This is a genomic window from Salegentibacter sp. (assembly GCF_036568425.1).
Lineage (GTDB): Bacteria > Bacteroidota > Bacteroidia > Flavobacteriales > Flavobacteriaceae > Salegentibacter.
Window position 1 is genome coordinate 1 of the sequence record NZ_DATCSO010000037.1, and the last position, 20,642, is coordinate 20,642.

At 41.8% G+C, this 20,642-nt stretch carries 18 protein-coding genes; 6 read left to right on the plus strand and 12 right to left on the minus strand.

Annotated elements, in window-relative coordinates; genetic code table 11:
* The first annotated feature begins 281 nt into the window (after positions 1–281).
* The 3 genes from VIM94_RS04210 to VIM94_RS04220 are packed head-to-tail and all read left to right on the plus strand — an operon-like array spanning position 282 to position 4,789.
* Positions 282–665, plus strand: coding sequence for a (deoxy)nucleoside triphosphate pyrophosphohydrolase (locus VIM94_RS04210; protein ID WP_332038038.1), 384 nt, complete (start codon positions 282–284; stop codon positions 663–665).
* Positions 662–3,805, plus strand: a complete 3,144-nt coding sequence (locus VIM94_RS04215; protein WP_332038039.1) for a DEAD/DEAH box helicase — start codon at positions 662–664, stop codon at positions 3,803–3,805. Before VIM94_RS04210 ends, VIM94_RS04215 begins: the two co-directional genes overlap by 4 nt.
* A 3-nt stretch (positions 3,806–3,808) precedes the next feature.
* Positions 3,809–4,789, plus strand: coding sequence for an HNH endonuclease (locus tag VIM94_RS04220; RefSeq protein ID WP_332038040.1), 981 nt, complete (start codon positions 3,809–3,811; stop codon positions 4,787–4,789).
* Between the two features lie 111 nt (positions 4,790–4,900).
* Here the strand turns inward: VIM94_RS04220 and VIM94_RS04225 are convergent, their stop codons facing one another.
* Both VIM94_RS04225 and VIM94_RS04230 read right to left on the minus strand, forming a co-directional pair.
* Positions 4,901–5,035, minus strand: a complete 135-nt coding sequence (locus VIM94_RS04225) for a hypothetical protein (RefSeq protein ID WP_332038041.1) — start codon at positions 5,033–5,035, stop codon at positions 4,901–4,903.
* Between the two features lie 574 nt (positions 5,036–5,609).
* Positions 5,610–7,457 carry a PLP-dependent transferase gene (locus VIM94_RS04230; protein ID WP_332038042.1) on the minus strand — a complete coding sequence of 616 codons (1,848 nt, stop codon included), beginning with the start codon at positions 7,455–7,457 and terminating at the stop codon, positions 5,610–5,612.
* Positions 7,458–7,994: 537 nt separating this feature from the next.
* On the opposite strand from VIM94_RS04230, the gene VIM94_RS04235 reads away from it, so the two are divergent.
* The 3 genes from VIM94_RS04235 to VIM94_RS04245 are packed head-to-tail and all read left to right on the plus strand — an operon-like array spanning position 7,995 to position 12,346.
* A complete protein-coding gene (locus VIM94_RS04235; RefSeq protein ID WP_332038043.1) occupies positions 7,995–11,447 on the plus strand; it encodes a pyruvate carboxylase in 3,453 nt (1,150 codons plus the stop codon).
* Positions 11,448–11,453: 6 nt separating this feature from the next.
* Positions 11,454–12,113 (plus strand): uracil-DNA glycosylase family protein, encoded by a 660-nt coding sequence (locus VIM94_RS04240; protein ID WP_332038054.1) that lies wholly within the window; start codon positions 11,454–11,456, stop codon positions 12,111–12,113.
* A 59-nt stretch (positions 12,114–12,172) separates the two neighbouring features.
* Complete coding sequence (locus tag VIM94_RS04245) at positions 12,173–12,346, plus strand: hypothetical protein (RefSeq protein ID WP_332038044.1); 174 nt, start codon at positions 12,173–12,175, stop codon at positions 12,344–12,346.
* A gap of 233 nt (positions 12,347–12,579) precedes the next feature.
* Here VIM94_RS04245 and VIM94_RS04250 read toward each other — a convergent pair whose 3' ends face one another.
* The 10 genes from VIM94_RS04250 to VIM94_RS04295 form a co-directional block, all read right to left on the minus strand.
* Positions 12,580–12,714 carry a 30S ribosomal protein THX gene (locus VIM94_RS04250; protein ID WP_093410546.1) on the minus strand — a complete coding sequence of 45 codons (135 nt, stop codon included), beginning with the start codon at positions 12,712–12,714 and terminating at the stop codon, positions 12,580–12,582.
* A 3-nt stretch (positions 12,715–12,717) separates the two neighbouring features.
* On the minus strand, positions 12,718–12,858 hold the full coding sequence (locus VIM94_RS04255; protein WP_332038045.1) for a hypothetical protein: 141 nt from the start codon (positions 12,856–12,858) through the stop codon (positions 12,718–12,720).
* A 77-nt stretch (positions 12,859–12,935) separates the two neighbouring features.
* Positions 12,936–13,703, minus strand: a complete 768-nt coding sequence (gene trpA / locus VIM94_RS04260) for a tryptophan synthase subunit alpha (protein ID WP_332038046.1) — start codon at positions 13,701–13,703, stop codon at positions 12,936–12,938.
* Positions 13,704–14,001: 298 nt separating this feature from the next.
* A complete protein-coding gene (trpB, locus tag VIM94_RS04265; protein ID WP_332038047.1) occupies positions 14,002–15,183 on the minus strand; it encodes a tryptophan synthase subunit beta in 1,182 nt (393 codons plus the stop codon).
* A 212-nt stretch (positions 15,184–15,395) separates the two neighbouring features.
* Positions 15,396–16,058, minus strand: coding sequence for a phosphoribosylanthranilate isomerase (locus tag VIM94_RS04270; protein ID WP_332038048.1), 663 nt, complete (start codon positions 16,056–16,058; stop codon positions 15,396–15,398).
* 305 nt (positions 16,059–16,363) lie between these two features.
* Positions 16,364–17,158 (minus strand): indole-3-glycerol phosphate synthase TrpC, encoded by a 795-nt coding sequence (gene trpC / locus VIM94_RS04275; protein WP_332038049.1) that lies wholly within the window; start codon positions 17,156–17,158, stop codon positions 16,364–16,366.
* Between the two features lie 114 nt (positions 17,159–17,272).
* Positions 17,273–18,265: an anthranilate phosphoribosyltransferase gene (gene trpD, locus VIM94_RS04280; protein WP_332038050.1), complete on the minus strand. Its 993-nt coding sequence runs from the start codon at positions 18,263–18,265 to the stop codon at positions 17,273–17,275.
* A gap of 154 nt (positions 18,266–18,419) precedes the next feature.
* Positions 18,420–18,986, minus strand: a complete 567-nt coding sequence (locus tag VIM94_RS04285; protein ID WP_332038051.1) for an aminodeoxychorismate/anthranilate synthase component II — start codon at positions 18,984–18,986, stop codon at positions 18,420–18,422.
* Positions 18,983–20,377 (minus strand): anthranilate synthase component I family protein, encoded by a 1,395-nt coding sequence (locus VIM94_RS04290; RefSeq protein ID WP_332038052.1) that lies wholly within the window; start codon positions 20,375–20,377, stop codon positions 18,983–18,985. Before VIM94_RS04290 ends, VIM94_RS04285 begins: the two co-directional genes overlap by 4 nt.
* Before the next feature lie 53 nt (positions 20,378–20,430).
* On the minus strand, positions 20,431–20,642 hold a 212-nt coding region (locus tag VIM94_RS04295; RefSeq protein ID WP_332038053.1), incomplete at its 5' end, for a GIY-YIG nuclease family protein.

Genomic DNA, 20,642 nt, shown 5'->3' on the forward strand with positions numbered 1-20,642 from the left:
GTCGTTCACTGTTTCCCAACCCGACCAGTCTTCCGTTTTACTGAAATCAAAAAGAAGTAATGTGAGCATAATCCAGGTTGTTAATTCTGAGAAGAGTGCATGATCTAATTTCCAGGTTAAAGTTATGGTTTTTTCCTGAAAAGAAACCAACTACCCCCAAGCCACAAAGAAAGGTTTTTTAGGTTGTGAAAATAATGTTAAATTGAGCCAGGTTATGGCCTATAAACCAAAATTTCAATCGGTTATTTTCCTGCAATCATTTTAAAGAGCTTCTATTAATAATGAAAGTTGCCTGTGCAATAATTGAAAATAAAGGTGAAATTCTATGTGCTCAAAGAAGCAGCATAATGAATTTACCTAATAAATGGGAATTTCCAGGCGGGAAAGTTAAAAATGAAACTCTGGAGGAATGTTTAAGACGAGAAATTAAAGAAGAACTAGGAGTTGAAATTATAGTCCTCGAACAGTTGCCCTCAAATCAACATAATTATTCTAAGTCTAAGGTAATCGAGTTAATACCTTTTCGCTGTGCATTGCAAACTTTTGAAATTGTGCTGCTTGAACATTCAAAGGTGGAATGGTTACCTATTGAAGAGTTGAAAACTTTGGATTGGGCAGAAGCAGACATTCCTATTGTTAATTATTATATCAAAAATTATAAATGAGTTTTGAAACCGGCCTTTACGAGCAATTGATTACTAAATTAGTTTCCAACAAACTCGAAGATGTAGATTTAAAAAAATTCCACGTTAGTGAAACACTCTTGGATAAAGAAGAAGCTTCCGAATATTTAAGCACATATTTAGCTGAAACTATCAAATTTGCGCTTAATGAAATTAAAGACAAAGACCGACCTTTTAAGCAAATTGAATTATCAAATAAGATTATAAAACTCTTAGTAAAGGAATTAAGACATATTGAGTTTTCTGATAATTTAATAGAAAGCGAAGGAAGGATTTTACAAGCGGTATTTTCAAAACTAGATTTCCCATATTCAAATTTGGAAGCCAGGTTAAAAGAAATTACACCATACACGCGGTTAAGTCAGAGTGAACTTTTTACTGGAAATAATGTTGGAATTTCTCTGGAAAGCGAGATTAAAAAAGAGATTCTTTCTGCCGATGAAATTTGCTGGTTGGTCTCTTTTATAAAGTTTTCCGGGATTAGAATTTTTAAAAAGGAACTGGAAGAATTTACCAGAAGTGGCAAAAAACTAAATATAATTACAACCTCTTATATGGGTGCCACAGATGTGAAAGCAGTTGAATACCTCTCATCCTTACCAAATACGGAAATAAAAGTATCTTATAATTCACAGCACGAAAGGTTACACGCCAAAGCTTATTTATTCCTGCGAAATTCAGGATTTCATACTGGATACATAGGTTCTTCTAATCTATCTCGTTCGGCACTAACGAATGGTTTGGAATGGAATCTTAAAGTTACCACACAGGAAATTGGACATATCATTGATAAATTTCAAAAGACATTTGAAACGTATTGGCAAGATCCAGAGTTTGAAAAGTATAAATATCAAAATGATCGAGCAAAACTAAGCAAAGCTCTTAAAAAAGAAAGTACGTATAAAACGAATCAAATTAGTGCTTTCTTCGATCTTAAGCCTTATCCATATCAGGAAGAAATTTTATCAAAATTACAGGCAGAAAGAGAAATTCATAACCGTAATAAAAACTTATTAGTTGCCGCAACAGGTACAGGTAAAACAGTTATTTCTGCTTTCGATTTTAAAAGATTTAATGATCTTCAACCAAATGCTAATTTTTTATTCGTAGCGCATCGGAAAGAGATCCTATTACAAGCGCAAACAACATTTCAGCATGTGCTAAAAGATGCCAATTTTGGTGAATTGTGGGTCGAGGGAAACGAACCTGGAAGATATAGCCAGCTTTTTGCTTCAGTCCAAACTTTGCATAGCCGTTTGAAAGACCTTGACTTAGCTGAAAACTTTTTCGATTACATAATTGTTGATGAGGTGCACCATATAAAGGCAAACAGCTACCGTCCCATTCTTCATCGATTTAGACCTAAAATTTTACTTGGTCTTACTGCGACTCCAGAGAGAATGGATGGTGGAGACATCGCCGAGGATTTTCATAACAAAATAGCGGCAGAAATAAGATTACCGGAAGCATTAAATAGAAAATTGCTTAGCCCATTCCAATATTTTGCACTTTCTGATACAGTGGATTTAAGTAATGTAAAATGGAATGGAAAATATGAAATTAGAGAACTTACCAAGCTCTACACTGAAGATGACCACCGAGTTGCAGATATAATCAAAAATTGTGAAGAGTATTTAACCGACATACACGATGTGCAGGCTTTGGGATTTTGTGTCAGTCAAGAGCATGCAAAGTATATGGCAGAGAAATTTATACTTGCCGGGTTAAAAGCCGATTATCTCGTTAGCGGTAACAGCGGATCGCGTGATCTAATTCGAAATAGACTTCTCAAAAAGGAAATTAATTATTTATTTGTAGTCGATATCTTCAATGAAGGAGTAGATATTCCAAATATTGACACCGTTCTCTTTTTAAGACCAACGGAAAGTTTAACCATTTTCTTGCAACAATTAGGTCGTGGCCTTCGGCTTGCTGAGAATAAAGACTGCCTAACAGTTCTTGATTTTGTGGGAAATGCAAGACCGGAATACGATTTTGAGCATAAATTTAGAGCCCTCGTAGGTAAAACTCACACTTCAATAATTAAAGAGATTGAAGACGAGTTTCCACATTTACCCCTTGGATGCTCTATAGTTTTAGAGGAAAAGGCAAAAGAGGTTATTCTTAAAAATATTAGAGAAGCAACAGAATTTAGGAGACCACAGCTTCTTCAAAAAATTCATAATTTCAAACATTATTCTACCCTTCCCCTTACTCTAAACAATTTCTTAGAGTTCCACCATTTAGATATTAGGCAAGTTTATAAAAAAGGAAGTTGGAAACGATTATGTGCAGATGCTGGAGTAATCCCTGACTTTAATGAGCCACAGGAAAAGGAATTTACCGCGTGTCTGCAAAGAAAATTAATCAATGGTAATTCTTTAAGTTACTTCAGGTTTATCAAAGATTTAATTAATAATAAATTGAATTTAAGCTTGCTCTCAGAAACACAGAAGGTGATGCTTCTAATGTTTCATTACGATGTGTGGCAAGAAAGTGGGGAAAAACTAAATTTCAGAGATCTTTCGACTAGTTTCGAAATTTTGAGCAAGAATAAAATTATGCTAGAGGAAATGAATGAATATCTTGAACATTTAATTGAGAAAATAGAATTCATTGAAAAAGATATTGATTTAGAATTTCCATTCGCATTAAAATTACACAGCAGATATAATCGAGAAGAAATATTAGCTGCTTTAGGATTGAGTGATTTTCAGAAAAAATCTTCCAATCGCGAAGGTATAGCTCAAAATAAAGAGCTTAATATTGAAGCACTCTTTGTAACTCTTAAAAAAACTGAAAAAGAATATTCCCCTACTACGATGTATGAGGATTACGCATTAAATAAAAAACTATTTCACTGGCAATCCCAAAACAGTACTGCACCAGACTCTCCAAAAGGCGAATCCTATATTAAACATAGAGAAAAAGGAAAAAAAATACTCTTATTTGTGAGGGAGCAAAATGTTGATGAATTTGGATTTACAATGTCTTATACCTTTTTAGGGGAAGCAGATTTCGTTAAATCAAAAGGGGCTAAGCCAATGAATGTTGAATGGAAATTGCACGAAGCAATGCCATCTTATATTTTAAAAGAAAGTCAGAAATTAGCTGTGGGATAAAATATGTCAGAAGAGGTAATTTTTAAATACTTGACTTATTTCAAGAAACTTAACCGGGGCTACTCCAAAAATCTAGGGAGGGCACCTCATAAGCCTGTTCTACTTCTTTCCGTTATTCAATTAATTGCAAAGGGAATTATTACCACAAATAAGATATTTATTGACTCCGATTTAATCCTTGCCTTTCAAAATAACTGGAAATTATTAGTAGATACGAGACATACCAGCAATTTTGCTTTACCATTTTTTCATTTACGGTCCGAACCATTTTGGCGTTTAGTTACCAAGCCGGGAAGTAAATTAAGTCTAACGAGTTCGAAAAGCATCAAAAGTTTTAATAGTTTAAATGAGTCGGTTGCTTTTGCTGAAATTGATAAGGATTTATTTTATTTATTATTACTTCCGGAAAATCAGCTGTGGTTTGAACAACTTTTGATCGATTTTTATTTTCCTAATGTTCGTTCCTACTATAAAAGACCTGAGAAATATTCAGAAGAAATTGAAATTGAAAATGAGATTTTAAATGAACCTAAAGAAAAATATCAGGCCCATTTAATAGACTTAAAGAGTAAACTGGAGGACAATCAGTTTGAAGAGGAAATATTTATCCGTGGAAGTTTATTTAAAAAAACAGTTCCAAAAATATATGATTTTACCTGTTGTATTTCAGGTTTGAAAATCACGTCAACTCATAATGTACAAATGGTAGATGCTTGTCATATTTATCCTTTTAGTCTCTCAAACGATGACACCGTTTCAAACGGCATTGCGCTTTCACCTACATTACACCGGGCCTTTGACCGGGGTTTAATTACTATTAATTCAAATTATGTAGTGAGGGTTTCTCCATCTATACAAAATGAAAACACCAATTATTCACTAACTAAATTTGAGGGAAAACAAATTCTACTCCCCGAAAATGAGAAATGGTATCCGTCTCAGGAATCTTTGAACTGGCATAATAAAGAGACATTCTTATTATAGGTTGGCATTTTTGTTTTTTAAATATCTTCTCAGTTGATTAATATTATTTTTTCGTATCTTATACTTTCCAAATTTTCTAAAATTATGGAAGGTCCTGAGAAAAAACCCAATTTAGTGAAGGCCTGCACCGCCCGGTTCAGCTTCAGGGAGTCCTGCGATTTTTTGCTGGATTACAACGGGTTTATGCTCTCCGATGATGATAAAAACGGGGAGGGGAAGTTCATCAGGATCAGCTTCAACAGCCATCGCCGCCGTAAACGTAAACAGAGTTTTAAATGCCGGTTTAAAATGATGACTAATTGTGATCGATCGCTTAATTAGACTTAGCCCTTCGGGCTGTTTGGGGTTTTTTGTTTGTTGTTTTTTTTGTGATCATGTGACTCAGTGACGTTGTGATGAAGTCGTTAGATCGTGATTCGTTAATTCGTGATTCGTTAGTTCGTTAGATCGTGATTCGTTAATTGAGGATTCGTATGTTTTTTTCACGCAAAGTCCGTAAAATTTGTTGAACATTAAAATAACCAAAAGCCTGCCGCGTCCGGCTATCGCCTTCCTCGCAATGACGGGTTGTTCTTGTGACGCAGTGCGCATGTGATCCTGTGATGGAGTTGGTTGGTTCGTGATTCGAGATTCGCTGGTTTCACGCTAAGTCCACAAAGAATTCCGCAGAGATCACAAAGATGCTTTACGTTAAACTTTGAACTTTGAACTTTGAACGTTCGAAAGATTAAAACGTCTGGCTTGGGACCTCCTCGCATTGACGGGATTTACTGTGATGCTGTGATGCAGTGATGCTGAAAATTAAATTCTCGGTTTTGAGTTATCGATTTTCTGAAACGAAATCTAAAAAAACTTTTTTATGATGTTCAAGATCCAGGTCGGGAGAAACTGAAACCCTGGCGATATAGTCTTTATCATCTTCTTTGGTGGTTCCCTGAGTAGATGTGGCGGGGATAGTCCAATAGCATCCTTTTAACTGCCCGTAGCTCACACAGTATTTGCTTTCATCGGGGATTTCGGTGATCATCATATCGATCAGTTTCTGATTCAAGGCTCGTTTATAGGCTTCTCTTTCTTCATCAGTATCTCCTTTGGTGGGGAGATCTAATGAAAATACAGACGGAGTGAATCCTTCCCGGGCCAATTCTTCTGAAACAAAATTGATCTTCGCCCCGGGTAAAGTCTCCCTGATAAAGTCTACAAATTCCCGGGTGTTTTTATACGCCTCAAGAATCCTTTGATTCATGGATGGTAATTGCCTGGCTAATATTTCAACCTGAAGCGCTGTGGCCTCGTTATCACAAAGTATGAGATGCTTTTCTATTTTGTCCAACAAAGCTTCAGCTTTATTGTTTGCTACACAATAGCCTGCAGTACATTTTCCGCCACTTGGAAATTTCGAGCCGCTTACATAGGAAATGCTCCTTATTCCGGAGAGTATGCCATCATTAGCCAGGAACTGCACATTCGGACAAAAGGTTTGATCTAAAATAAAGACAGGATCGATAGCGGTTTCCCCGCCTTCAGTTTTACGTTCCTTGCTTAAAACTTCCTTTAATTTTTTGAGATCGGGAACTTCCACTCTCGGGTTGGTCGGGATTTCAGCGATAATGTAAGGCACGGCATCTTCCCTGGCAACTTTATTCAGTACCAGATCAATGCTTTGAACCATATTATTATCCCCATCAACAAGTAGATCGGCTACCTCAACATTATCAAGACAGGCCGCTACCCGTCTTGCCTGGTCGTTCGTTCCGCCATAACAGTTTGGAGGAACAATGATTTTGATAGCCTTGCCGGGATGCTTTTCCAGGGCATCGTCAATAAGTCCCATCATAATGGCATACTGCATAGACAATCCGCTGGAAGCAAGTAAGGCTTTTGTAGTGGTGCCGGTAATCTCTTTAATCGAATCAAGGACAAGGGCTTTGCTTGTCTTTGCATTGTTTTTTTCTCTATCTGAAGCAGACTTCCCTGTTAGCTGCTGCAGCGCCGAATAGCAATCGGCCGGGGTCATGGCAATGGTCTCTCTTCTTCGCACATGCTGAATTTCCGGGATATAACTTTTATTATGTTCTCCATTTACCAGTAAAATGCTTCCCAGCTCCGGCTGAAGGCTCACAAAAAAGTCAAGGTTTGGGTTGAGATCAAACTCACCGATTTCTCCCTGCTGTGAAATAAATACAGTACTGCCGTTGAACTCAGGAATCTCTTCGGCCTCCGCAAGTTGTTTTAATTCAAAATTATAGCCATACACAGTGCTGAGAACATCCGCATCAAAAAATTCGGGTAATTCTCCGGTATAGCAGATTTGGGTTTTCTTCTGATCGAACAGATTTTTTCTTAGAACGGCTAAAACGGGAATTGTCCGGGATGAAAAGCTTATTACATTTTCAGCCTGGAGGTTATTTAATTTGGCAATTGCCCATTCCAGCACAGATGATAAAGGATGACCTAAGCGAATATAATCATAAGCGGTAGGTAATTGACTGAGTGCTGTGGATGAAGAATTATTTTCTGTAAACAAGCTTTCAAACTGCTCCAGGAATTGAGTCTTAGCCAGGTCTTCATTATAAATATCCAGGCGATGGGTGGTTAGTTTCAGCCAGTCTGTTGGCATGTTTTCCAATACGTCTTCGATATAATTCAGCACTTTAGTCTCTGTCATGGTCTTAGTTTTTGATAGGTCGCAAATATAGGGAATTGTTGTTGGCTTTGTTGTGAACCTGTGACGGAGAGATGCTGTGAGGATGTTGGTTGATTGGAGATTGGTTAATTCGTTAATTCGTTAATTCGGGGTTCGTGATCTATTGAGCCTGGTTTCTTTCGGGTAGAGTACGAAAAAATTGCCGCGTTGGGCTATCGCCTTTCTCGCAATGACGGGTTATTCTTGTCACGCAGTGACCATGTGATCCTGTAATGGAGTTGGTTGGTTCGTGATTCGGGTGTTTGGTTTTTCTTTCACGCAAAGCACGTAAAGATCGCCAAACCTTGAACATTGAACAAAAGATTGCCGCGTCGGGCTCCCGAGGGCGCTAAACAACAAACCCTAAACGATAAACAATTCAAAATTCTCCCGTCTAAAGACAAAAGACTGCCGACTAAGAAGATTTATAGAAATTTTAGCACTTCAAACCCTGCGTAGCTCTTCATCTTTAAGTAGTTTTCGGGAGTAACCGAAATAACTATATTTTAAAAACTTCAGATGAAAATTCAAAAAGTATTGGTAGCCAACAGGGGAGAGATCGCGATAAGGATTTTTCGTTCCTGCACAGAGATAGGATTAAGAACCGTGGGGATCTACACCTTTGAAGATCGCTATTCGCTGCACCGCTATAAGGCCGATGAGTCTTACCAGATTGGCAGCGATAAGGAACCGCTTAAACCTTACCTCGATATCCAGGCCATTATCAAACTGGCCAAAGAGATTGGCGCCGATGCGATTCATCCCGGTTACGGATTTCTTTCTGAAAACGCCGATTTTGCGCAGGCCTGCGCCGATAATGATATCATCTTCGTAGGGCCCGATGTATCTGTGCTTAAGAGTCTGGGCGATAAGGTCACTGCTAAAAAGGTGGCTATAGAAAACAAAGTGCCGGTTATTGAAAGCAACACCAAAGAACTTAAAGATGAGGCCACAGCCCTGGTGGAAGCCCGCCGCATTGGTTTTCCTTTAATGCTGAAAGCGGCCAGTGGAGGTGGAGGCCGCGGAATGCGGGTGCTTCGCAATGAAGAGGAGCTGAAAAAGGCTTTTACCGAATCTAAGCGGGAAGCGCTGAATGCCTTTGGCGACGATACGGTGTTTATTGAGAAGTTCATCGAAAATCCGAAACATATAGAAATACAGATCGTGGCTGATACCCATGGGAATATGGTGCACCTCTTTGAGCGCGATTGCTCGGTGCAACGTCGTTATCAGAAGGTGATAGAATATGCGCCCTCCCACAACCTGAAACAGGAAACCAAGGAGAAACTTTACCAGTATGCCCTGGATATTTGCGGAGCGGTGAACTACAACAATATCGGAACCGTGGAATTCCTGGTGGATGAAGACGGCAGTATTTATTTTATCGAGGTGAATCCGCGTATTCAGGTGGAGCACACCGTAACCGAGGTGGTGACCAATATAGACCTGGTGAAAGCACAGCTTTTTATCGCCGGGGGCTACCACCTAAGCGATAAACAGATCAAGATAAAAGACCAGGAATCGCTGAAGATCAACGGGTTTGCCCTGCAATGCCGAATTACTACGGAAGATCCAGCCAACGACTTCAAACCCGATTACGGAACGATCACTACTTATAGAAGCGCTTCCGGCTTCGGGATCAGGCTGGACGCGGGTAGCCTTTACCAGGGCGTGACCATCTCTCCGTTTTTCGATTCTATGCTGGTGAAGATTTCTGCCAGTGGCCGTACCCTCGATGGCGCCTGCCGGAAAATGCGACGTGCCCTGGCTGAGTTCAGGATTAGGGGCGTGAAGACCAATATCTCATTTTTGGATAATATTCTGAATCACCCCGGATTTAGGGATGGAAGTGCTACGGTGAATTTCATCGCCAGCCACCCTGAACTCTTTAAGCTGAAGGAAACCCGGAACCGTGCTACCCGAATGGTGGAGTTCCTTGGGGATGTAGTGGTGAACGGAAATCCAGATGTGAAGGAGGTAACGAAAAAACCCGATTTTATCAAGCCTGCAATCCCTGCTTTTGATGCGAATGCCGCTTACCCCAGGGGAACCAAAGACCTGCTGACCGAACTGGGTCCTGAAAAATTTGCCCAATGGCTGAAGGATGAGAAAAAAATACATTTTACCGATACCACTATGCGGGATGCGCATCAGAGTCTGTTGGCAACCCGTATGCGTAGTATAGATATGCTGAAAGTGGCTGAAGGTTACGCCAAAAACCACCCGGAAACTTTTAGTATGGAAGTCTGGGGCGGAGCTACTTTTGATGTTTGTTTGCGTTTTTTGAAAGAGAATCCCTGGGAGCGTTTACAATTGCTTCGGAAAGCGATGCCTAATATCCTGCTTCAGATGCTGATAAGAGGTTCCAATGGGGTTGGCTATACCGCTTACCCTGATAACCTGGTGGAGAAATTCGTTGCTGAAGCCTGGGAAAATGGGGTGGATATCTTCCGTATCTTCGATTCCCTGAACTGGATGGAGTCTATCGCGCCCTGTATTGATTATGTGCGAAAGAACACCGATGGACTTGCCGAAGCTTCTATTTGTTATACCGGCGATATCCTTGATACCAAAAACACCAAATATAACCTGGATTATTACCTTCAGCTGGCAAAAGACATCGAGAATGCCGGGGCGCATATCCTGGCGATAAAAGATATGGCCGGCCTGCTTAAACCATACGCTGCCGGAGAACTCATTTCCGCATTGAAATCAGAGATCAACATTCCGGTGCACCTGCATACGCACGATACCTCGTCGGTTCAATCGGCAACTTACCTCAGGGCGATAGAAGCCGGAGTGGATGTGGTAGATGTGGCCCTGGGCGGACTCTCGGGCCTTACCTCGCAGCCTAACTTCAATTCCCTGGTGGAAATGACAGGTTCCAGTGAGCGACAGGCCGATTTCAATATGGAGAAGCTCAATGAATATTCGCATTACTGGGAAGAGGTTCGGAAGTATTATTTTCCCTTCGAGAGTGGCCTGAAAGCCGGAACCGCCGATGTTTACAAGCACGAGATTCCGGGAGGGCAATATTCCAACCTGAAACCCCAGGCCGAATCTCTAGGGCTGGCGCATCGTTTTCACGAGATCACGGCGATGTATTCTAAAGTGAACAAGCTTTTTGGCGATATCATTAAGGTGACACCCAGCAGTAAGGTGGTGGGCGATATGGCGCAGTACCTGGTGAGCAATAACCTGAGTATAGACGACGTGATGGAGAAAGGGGAGAATCTCAACTTCCCGCAGTCGGTAGTGAATTTCTTTAAAGGAGATCTTGGGCAGCCCGTGGGTGGCTTCCCAGAAGACCTTCAAAAAATTATTCTGAAAGGAGAAAAACCATATACCGACAGGCCGAATGCACATCTGGAGCCCATAGATTTCGAGAAGGAGTTTAAAGAATTTGAAAACACCTTCAAAGAGGGAATGGGCCGTAAACTGGAAATGACCGATTTCCTTTCCTATAAACTTTACCCAAAAGTATTCACCGATTTCTTTAACCATTACAAGCGCTACGGGGAAGTGATGAATATCCCAACCCCCGATTTCTTCTATGGAATGACTCCCGGTGAGGAGATCACCGTGGAAATGGATAAAGGAAAAACCCTGCTCATCGAGTTTCTTTCGGTGGGAACAGCAGATGAAGATGGACTGGTTGACGCTTTCTTCAAAGTGAACGGACAAACCCGTACGGTGAAGGTTCAGGATAAATCGGTTAAAGTGGAGAAAGTGGTGCACACCAAAGTGGATAAGAATGATCCAAAACAAGTGGGCGCACCCCTGCAGGGCTCATTATCATCTGTACTGGTAAAAGAAGGCGAAAAGGTTAAAAAGAATCAGCCCCTGTTCGTGATAGAAGCGATGAAGATGGAAACCACCATCACCGCTACTGCCGAAGGGGAGATCGCAGAGATCATTCACAAGGAAGGCACCATGGTCTTCGCTGATGATCTGGTAGTAAAACTTAAATAAGTAGCTATTTTTCATCACACCCATCCATACCGACCTTTTATTCCTGAAAATGCAACTAAACTCATCGTGGGTACTTTGCCGCCGCCGCGGTTTACTAAAAGAGAGTTGAAGGAAGGCGATGTGGATTTCTGTTATGGGAGTCGGGATGGCTTACTGTGGAAGGTGCTGGATAAGATCTTCGAACTGGATCTGAAGTTCGAGACCACCGAAGAAGCTATCCGGCAGCGGATTGATTTTCTAAAAGAACGGGGAATTGGGATCTGTGATATGGTGGAGAGTAGCCATCGCGAAAAGATAGACGCCAGCGATATGGGGATGCAAAAGGTGGAGCTTCGGGATATGATTGGGATCCTGCGGAAACATCCAAAGATTGAGCGATTGCTCTTTACCGGTGGTAATTCCAAAAACGGCCCGGAATATTTTTTTAGAAAACATTTAAAAGAGATAGGGGAGGATATCAGGCTGAAAGTGATTTCCAATGAGGTGCCCAGGGTGCATCAGTTTGTCCTTGACGGGAGGCTCATCAACACAGTTTCTCTCACCGCGCCCTCGGGTTCTGCCAATCGCGCAATTGGAAGTATGGAACTCTATAAATACCTGAAACAAAAAAATGCTGATTTCAATACAATAGATTTCAGGGTGATGCAGTATAGGGAGTGGCTGTGATCGGTTCTCGGTTGTCAGTTTTGAGTTTCGGGCCTTGCCCGCCAACGTTTAACGTGGGTTTGATTTTACCAGGAGGAGATACCAGGTCAAGTCTGGAATGCCCCCAACTTACAGAGCGTCACCCTGAACTTGCTTCAGGGTCTCATAAGAGTGAGAATTGGAGATACCACGAATTTGATGAGATGCCGAATCAGGCCCGGCATGACGTAAAAATCTATCGTCTTCTTCATTAAGACCGACGAATTATTTCACGCAAAACCCGTGGAGAAGGGCAGAGGCCGCAAAGATATTAATGCAAACGTCTAATGACTCCAGATTAAGACTAAACACAAAAAAACCCCAGCCTCAAAGTAAACCTCTGAAGTTGGGGTCAACTGTAAAGTAGTTTTTTACGACCACTCCAGTTTTTCTGATATAATAATATTTGTTACCGGCACCGGCTATTTGTATTCGCGATTCTTCAGTTTTACTGAAGTTCTTTCTTGCTCTGTTCGGCTACGGTGGTGGGCTTCACCTTAAACTTTTTACGTCTTGGGCGAAGTCGTCCATAAGTGCCAATTGCAATTTTACCGCGTTTGGTTTTTCTATCTCCTCTACCCATAAATTATTTTTTGTTTTGTTGGTCTTTTATGGTTTTTTCGTCAATATCAAACTCATTGGTTTCCTCCTTGTTTCCGGAAGGATTGACAGGATTTTTTTGTTCTTCCTTTCTTTTCTTTTTATTCTTTTCAATTGGACCTGGCATAATTCTCTGTTTTTAAGTTCAATTCTAAGATACAAAACAAGAGTCTTAAAACCTCCAAATGGGATGTTAGAATAAGGTTAAACCGGGCGGATGCTTTTAACAAAACCAGTAATATCCTGTTTTCCACCTTGGTTGAGGTGTTTTATAAAAGCCGAACCGATTATAGCTCCTTTGGCGAAGCTGGTGGCTTGTTGGTAGGTTTCTTCGTCGCTTATCCCAAACCCAACAATCTGCGGGTTTTTAAGTTTCATTGCTGAAATTCTCCGGAAGTAATCCCGGGTTTCCTGGGTGAATCCTTTGGTAGATCCCGTAACGCTGGCTGTACTCACCATATAGATGAAACCTTCGGAAACCGAATCTATAAAGCGAATGCGCTCATCTGAAGTCTGCGGAGTGATCAAAAAGATGTTGCTCAAACCAAACTTTTCAAAGATCGGCCTGTATTTCTCATTGTATTCTTCCACCGGAAGATCAGGGATTATGAGTCCGTCTATACCTACTGCAGCACATTTTTTGCAGAATTCCTCCACGCCAAACTGAAGGATAGGGTTGAAATAGCCCATAATTATTAGCGGGATTTCAACTTCCTCTCTTATTCCTTCCAACTGTTTAAAAAGTCTTTTGGTGGTCATCCCATTCTTCAAAGCCACGCCCGAACTCTCCTGGATGGTAGGGCCATCAGCCAGCGGATCGCTAAACGGAAGTCCAATTTCAATAAAATCGACCCCGCTTTTTTCCAGGTCTTTGATAATGGAGATTGTATCCTCCGGTTCCGGGTACCCGGCGGTGAAATATATGGAAAGCAGTTTTTTGTCCTGAGCTAATGTTTTTTGTAATCTTTTCATTCTAATCTGTTAATTCGTTAATTCATTTTTCTCCGTCATTGCGAGGGTATTAACTGCAGCATTCTTTTCCTTTTTCTCCTGCTCCGTTAATTCATTATTTTTCCGTCATTGCGAGGGCAGCGTCTGTTGCTTTTTTCATAGCTCGCAGGTTCTCGATACCCATTCGGTTAAATTAAACATTCGTGAATCCGTTCTCAACTATAAACAACAAAGCACAAACCCCGAACATTAAACCTTTATAGCGATTCTCAAAAAATGGGACTGAAAACCCACAACCGATCCCGATCTTCATCGGGACTCACAACTGAAAGTAATCAATATATGTACTCAAATCCTTATCTCCCCGGCCGGAAAGGTTAACCACCACAATATCATCTTCCTTAAACTTGCGGTCTTCAAAAATGGCCAGGGCATGGGAGCTTTCAATGGCGGGAATGATGCCTTCCAGTTTTGCCAATTGGAGTCCGGCTTTCATCGCGGCTTCATCGGTGATGGAGATGAATTCCCCGCGACCGCTTTTAAATAAATTCGCGTGCATAGGCCCAACCCCGGGATAATCAAGTCCGGCGGAAATGGAATAAGGCTCAGTGATCTGTCCGTCTTCGCTCTGCATCAACAGGGTTTTGCTGCCATGAATGATACCTTCTTTTCCCAAAGCTGATGTTGCCGCACTCTGGCCGCTGTCTATGCCTTTTCCGGCAGCTTCCACCGCGATGATGCCCACTTCGGGTGTATCGAGGTAGTGGTAATAGGTTCCGGCGGCATTACTTCCACCTCCTACACAAGCCACTACATAATCGGGGTTTTCCCGGTTCTCTTTTTCCTTCAGCTGCACTTTGATCTCTTCAGAAATCACCGCCTGAAACCTGGCCACCATATCAGGATAGGGATGTGGGCCTACCACTGAGCCGATGATGTAATGGGTATCTACCGGATTGTTGATCCAATCTCTTATCGCCTCGTTAGTGGCGTCTTTCAGGGTTCGGCTGCCAGATTTGGCAGGGATAACCGTTGCCCCAAGCATTTTCATCCGAGCCACGTTGGGTGCCTGCCGGGCGATGTCTATCTCACCCATATATACGATGCACTCAATACCCATTAAGGCACAAACCGTAGCCGTGGCCACGCCGTGCTGACCCGCGCCGGTTTCGGCGATGATGCGGTTCTTGCCCAGGCGCTTAGCCATAAGGATTTGCCCTACCGTATTGTTCACCTTATGGGCCCCGGTATGGCAAAGATCTTCGCGTTTGAGGTAGACTTTGGTGTTGTATTTTTTGCTGAACCGCTCCGCATAATACAAGGGAGTAGGTCGGCCCACATAATCGCGCAGCAGGGCTTTAAATTCGTTTTGGAAAGATTCCTCTTTCATAATGTCCAGGTACTGCCTACGCAGCTCCTCAACATTTGGGTACAGCATTTCGGGAATATAGGCCCCACCAAAATCGCCGTAATATCCTTTTTCGTTTACCTGATAACTCATTTTTTTCAATTATTGTGGATTGTCGGTTCAGAGTCACTTGTGTAACTATGATCTTCAAACCATAAATTTTACATTCTTATTTTTTACAAGGTGACTTTTCACCACTAATGCACGAATATTCTTCTTGTCATTGCGAGGGCATCGCCCGCGGCAATCTCACCTATCAAAAGATTGCTTCAGCTTTCAGCTTCGCAATGACGGGTTTTAAGAGTTCATCCTTTGAACTGCGATCTAAATGCAGACAGTTTTTCCAAATCTTTAATCCCCGGTTGCTTTTCAAATTTACTGTTTACATCTATGGCGTAAAAAACATCCGGTTTTCCTTGTTGCTCAAGATCTTGCTGCAGCTGTTTAATGGCTTCCACTTCATCGAGGCCAATTCCGCCGCTTAGGAAAAACGGAGTGGAGGAAGGGTAGTCTTTTAAAACCTCCCAATTGAATCTTTCTCCTGTACCGCCTCTGGTTTTTCCTTTAGTATCAAAGAGGAAATAATCCACATTTCCTTCAAATTCCTTCACTATTGAAAAATCGAATTCCTCTTTAACCGAAAATACCTTTATGATTTCCATTTTGTCCATGCCGGAGAAGATGATTTGTAATTCCCGGCAAAATTCCGCCGACTCCCCGCCGTGCAACTGTACCGCCTGAAGTTTATTTTTTTTGACTATTTCCAGGATATCATTGACGCTGGCATTCAAAAAAACCCCGGTTTTCTTTATTGCCGGATCAAGCTTCGGAATTTCATCCTCAAAAAAGCGCGGGGTTTTTTCATAGAAAATGAACCCCATATAATCGGGCCGAAGCGCGGCAACTTCGCTGATGTTAGTCGGGTGCTTCATCCCGCAGATTTTTAGTTTAAGATTTTTATTTTTCATTTAAAAAGGTTTTGCTTTTATCATCTAAACTTTGCTGTTACATTTAACCGTACTTGCATTGCTAATTCACACATTTTAACCTCAGTTATTACTTTTATATATTGTCTTTTCATTTTTTGCTCGCCCAAAAAAAGAAACAAAAAAGGGCGCCCTTTGTGGAGGTGTTTTTTTGGCAACAAGGCCAAAAAACCGCAAATCAGTAGCTAAATTTTTTCCAAGGCTTCAATAATTTTTAACGCTACTGATTTGCTACACTCACAAATGGTCAAAAAACTCGACAAGCTCGTAAAACTTAGTATTCATTTTTATAAACTGATTTTTTCCAATTTCTTTATAAATTCTCCAGCTGCCTTTCCGGGATTATCGGTTTTCATGAAATTTTCCCCGATTAAAAATCCCTGGTAGCCATAGTTCTTCAAATCTTTTATCGCTTCAACCGAGCTAATTCCGCTTTCTGAAACCTTAACAAATTCCGAAGGAATCTTTTCTGATAATTCCTTGCTGATATCGGTGCTCACTTCAAAGTTCTTTAAATTCCGGTTATTTACTCCCAGCATATCCAGGCTGGGCATAATCGATTTCTGAAGTTCCTCTTCGTTATGGACTTCCAGCAGGACTTCCAGGTTCAGGCTTTTAGCAAATTCTGATAGCTGTTTTATCTGCTCCCGCTCTAAAACTGCTGCGATAAGCAAAATCACATCGGCACCGTGAGCCCTGGCTTCCAGCAGCTGATATTCGTCGATGATGAATTCCTTGCGCAATAAGGGTAAATTGGCTGAGGCCCTGGCATAAAGCAGATCTTCGAGCGAGCCGCCAAAATACTTGCCGTCTGTTAAAACCGACATCCCGCAAACTCCGGCTGATTTATAGCCACCAGCAATCTCGGCGATATTCAGGTCTTGATTGATCACCGATTTTGAGGGAGATCTCCGCTTATGTTCGGCGATGATCCCGCTTTCTGAATTTCTCAAGCGCTTCACCAAAGAAAGCGTCTCCCGTTCAAAAAGCGCTGAATTCTCCAGCTGTGAAACCGGAATAAGCTGTTTTTTTAAAGCTATTTCCTTATGCTTGTCGGCTATTATTTTGTCCAGTATGTTCATTTTGCAGTTGTCTGTTATTTTTACTTCGTCATTGCGAGGGCAAAGCTCGTGGCAATCTATTGTTGGTTTCTACTATTTGTAGTTTTTTGTTAAACCCATGCTACAGACTAAAGCCTATCTACTAAGTGCCTGCAATTTTTTTAATACTTCCAGTGCTCTTCCTGATTCCAGGGATTCTTTGGCTTCGGCGAAACCTTCCTGGGGGCTTAGACTTTTTGCGGTGGCGATGGCCATGCCTGCATTGGCGCAAACCACATTGTTTTGAGCGGCTGTGCCTTTTCCGTTTAAAATATCAGTAAAAATTTTTGCTGAACTTTCAATGCTGCCTCCCCCGGCGATCTCTTCCTGTTTAAGTGTTTCCAGTCCGAGGTCTTCGGGGGTCAGCATCATTTCCGAAGAATTTGAAATGATTTTAGTGCTGCCTGTTAGCGAGATCTCGTCATAACCATCCAGGGCGTGCAGGATGCTGAAATTTTTATCGGTATTCTGATATAAATAGGCGTACATCCTTGCCAGCTCCAGATCGAAGACCCCAACCAGCTGATGCTTGGGGAAAGCCGGATTCACCATAGGTCCCAGCATATTGAAGAAGGTCTTTACCGCCAGGGATTTTCTGATGGGCGCAACATTCTTCATCGCGGGATGGAAAAGCGGGGCGTGTAAAATACATATTCCCGTTTCGTCCAGACTCTTTTCCAGGAAACCGGCATCGTTAGTGAATTTTATGCCCAGTTGTTCCATTACGTTAGAGCTTCCGCTCACCGAGGAAACTCCGTAATTTCCATGTTTGGTCACCTTAATTCCCGCTCCGGCGGTTACAAAGGAAGCCGTGGTGGAAATATTGAAAGTATCTTTTCCATCGCCGCCGGTTCCGCAGAGATCTATGGGGTTGTAGGCGCTGAAGTCTACGGCCAGACATAACTCCAGGAGTCCGTCCCGGAAGCCTTCCAATTCCTCGATGGTGATGCTACGCATCATATACACCGTGAGAAATGCCGCGATCTGGCTCTCGGTATATGCTCCAGTAGAAATGCTGAAAAGCGCCTGCTTGGCTTCTTCTTTGGAGATGGTCTCGTGGTTTATTAACCTGTTTAGTAGTGCTTTCATACTTATTTCTTGGTCACTCCCGCGAAGGCGGGCGTCTAAATTGTTATTTGGATTTCCGCCTTTACGATAATTATTAATTTTTGAATCTTGAACTTAGGTCCTCCCAATCAGGATTAAAATCATTTATTAGGTTTACTTAGGTTGCGGAAATGGCCTAAGAATTAACCCAATTTTCAATCATTTTCTTTCCCTCTGGTGTCAACACCGATTCGGGGTGGAATTGCACCCCGCGCACATCGTAATCCTGGTGGCGAAGGGACATCACCTGTCCGTTTTCGTCGTAGGAAGTCGCGATAAGGGAATCAGGCAGTTCTTTTAAAACTACCCAGGAGTGGTAGCGACCGACTTTTAATTTCTTCGGAAGCTCTTTAAAAAGGGGTTCGTCGTCTACACAAATTTCTATATCGGTAGCCACGCCATGGTATACGCTTTCCAGGTTGCCAAGTTTTCCGCCGAAAACTTCTCCTATGGCTTGTTGCCCCAGGCAAACTCCTAGTATGCTTTTGGTGGCCGCATATTTTTCGATGATGGGTTTTAATAATCCGGCTTCATCAGGAATTCCCGGACCGGGGGAAAGCAGGATCTTATCGAACTCCTCTACATCTTCCAGATTTAATTGATCGTTTCTTCTCACCGTAACTTTGCAATCCAATTCTTCAAGATAATGTACCAAATTGTACACAAAAGAATCATAATTATCTATAACTAATATTTTTTTCATATCTCCTCTGCTATTTCCAGGGCTTTTGTAAGAGCTCCAAGTTTGTTATATACTTCCTGTAATTCATTCTCTTCCACCGATTCTGAAACCACGCCGGCACCGGCCTGATAATGCAGTTGATGGTTTTTGCTCACAAAGGAGCGGATAATGATGGCATGATTGAAGTTACCTTCAAAATCCATAAATCCGATGGCGCCACCGTAGGCATCCCGGTTCACGGTTTCATATTTTTCGATGAGTTTCATCGCACTGTGTTTGGGTGCACCGCTTAGGGTTCCCGCCGGAAAGGTATCGGCCACTACCTGCATAGTGTTGGTATTAGCTGCAATTTTTCCGGTGACCTTGCTTACCAGGTGAATCACGTGGGAGAAAAACTGAATTTCCCGATATCTTTCGACTTTCACATCGTTGCCGTGACGGCTGAGGTCGTTTCGTGCCAGGTCAACCAGCATGACGTGTTCTGCGTTTTCCTTTTCGTCGGCGGCGAGTTTCTTGGCCAGTTCAGCGTCTTCCTCATCATTTCCGGTTCTTTTAAAAGTTCCGGCAATGGGATGAATTTCAGCCCGGCCATCATTCACCACCAGTTGGGCTTCGGGAGAACTTCCGAAGATCTTAAAACTTCCGTAGTCAAAATAGAAAAGGTAAGGCGAGGGGTTCACGCTGCGAAGCGCACGGTAAACATTAAACTCATCTCCTTTAAATCTTTGGGAAAACCTTCGGGAAAGCACCATTTGGAAAACGTCTCCGCGGAAACAGTGTTTCTTACCTAGTTTCACGTTTTCTTTGAATTCTTCATCGGTAAGGTTGGAAACCGGGGCATTCTGACGCGTGAAATTATAGGTCGCAAAATTGCGCACTTTGATCTGCTGTTCAATTTCGGCGATCCTGCTTTCGGTATCGTAGCGATGATCGAAGATGTAAGCTTCGTTGTTGAAGTGGTTGATCGCGATGATATTCTGATAAACAGCGTAATATATATCGGGAATCTCCAGGTCACCCTCTTTTTTGGAAATTTTAATATCCTCGAAATATCTAACCCCGTCGTAGGCGATATAGCCGAAGAGTCCGTTGTTGATAAACTTGAATTTACCGTTTGTGGTTTTGAATCTCTTAGAGAATTCCTGAATCTTTTCTGGGATATTTATTTCTTCGGAAATGGGAGTAGTCTGCTTGCTGCCATCGGGAAAAATTTCGGTGATCACTTCATTCTGAAGCTTGATAGATGCAATAGGATTGCAGCAGATATAAGAAAAAGAATTATCACTGGCGTGGTAATCACTACTTTCCAGCAATAGTGAATTCGGGTATTTGTCCCGTAGTTTCAGGTACACGCTCACCGGGGTGATGGTATCGGCCAGCAGTTTTTTATGGGTGGTTTTTAATTCGAACATAATATTGTCTCTTGTCACTCCCGCGAAGGCGGGAGTCTTATATATAATTTTTTCTATTTAAATCGTTCTGTCAAATCTTCCCAATCGGGGTTGAAATCATTTATGAGATTGATTTTCCAGAGTCGATTCCATTTTTTTAATTGCTTTTCTCTTTTTATTGCTAGAGATGGATATTCAAATTCTTCATAGTATACTAATTTATTGAGCCGATATCGGGAACTGAAGCTTTTTAAACTTTGATTTTTATGTTGATATAACCTTTGTT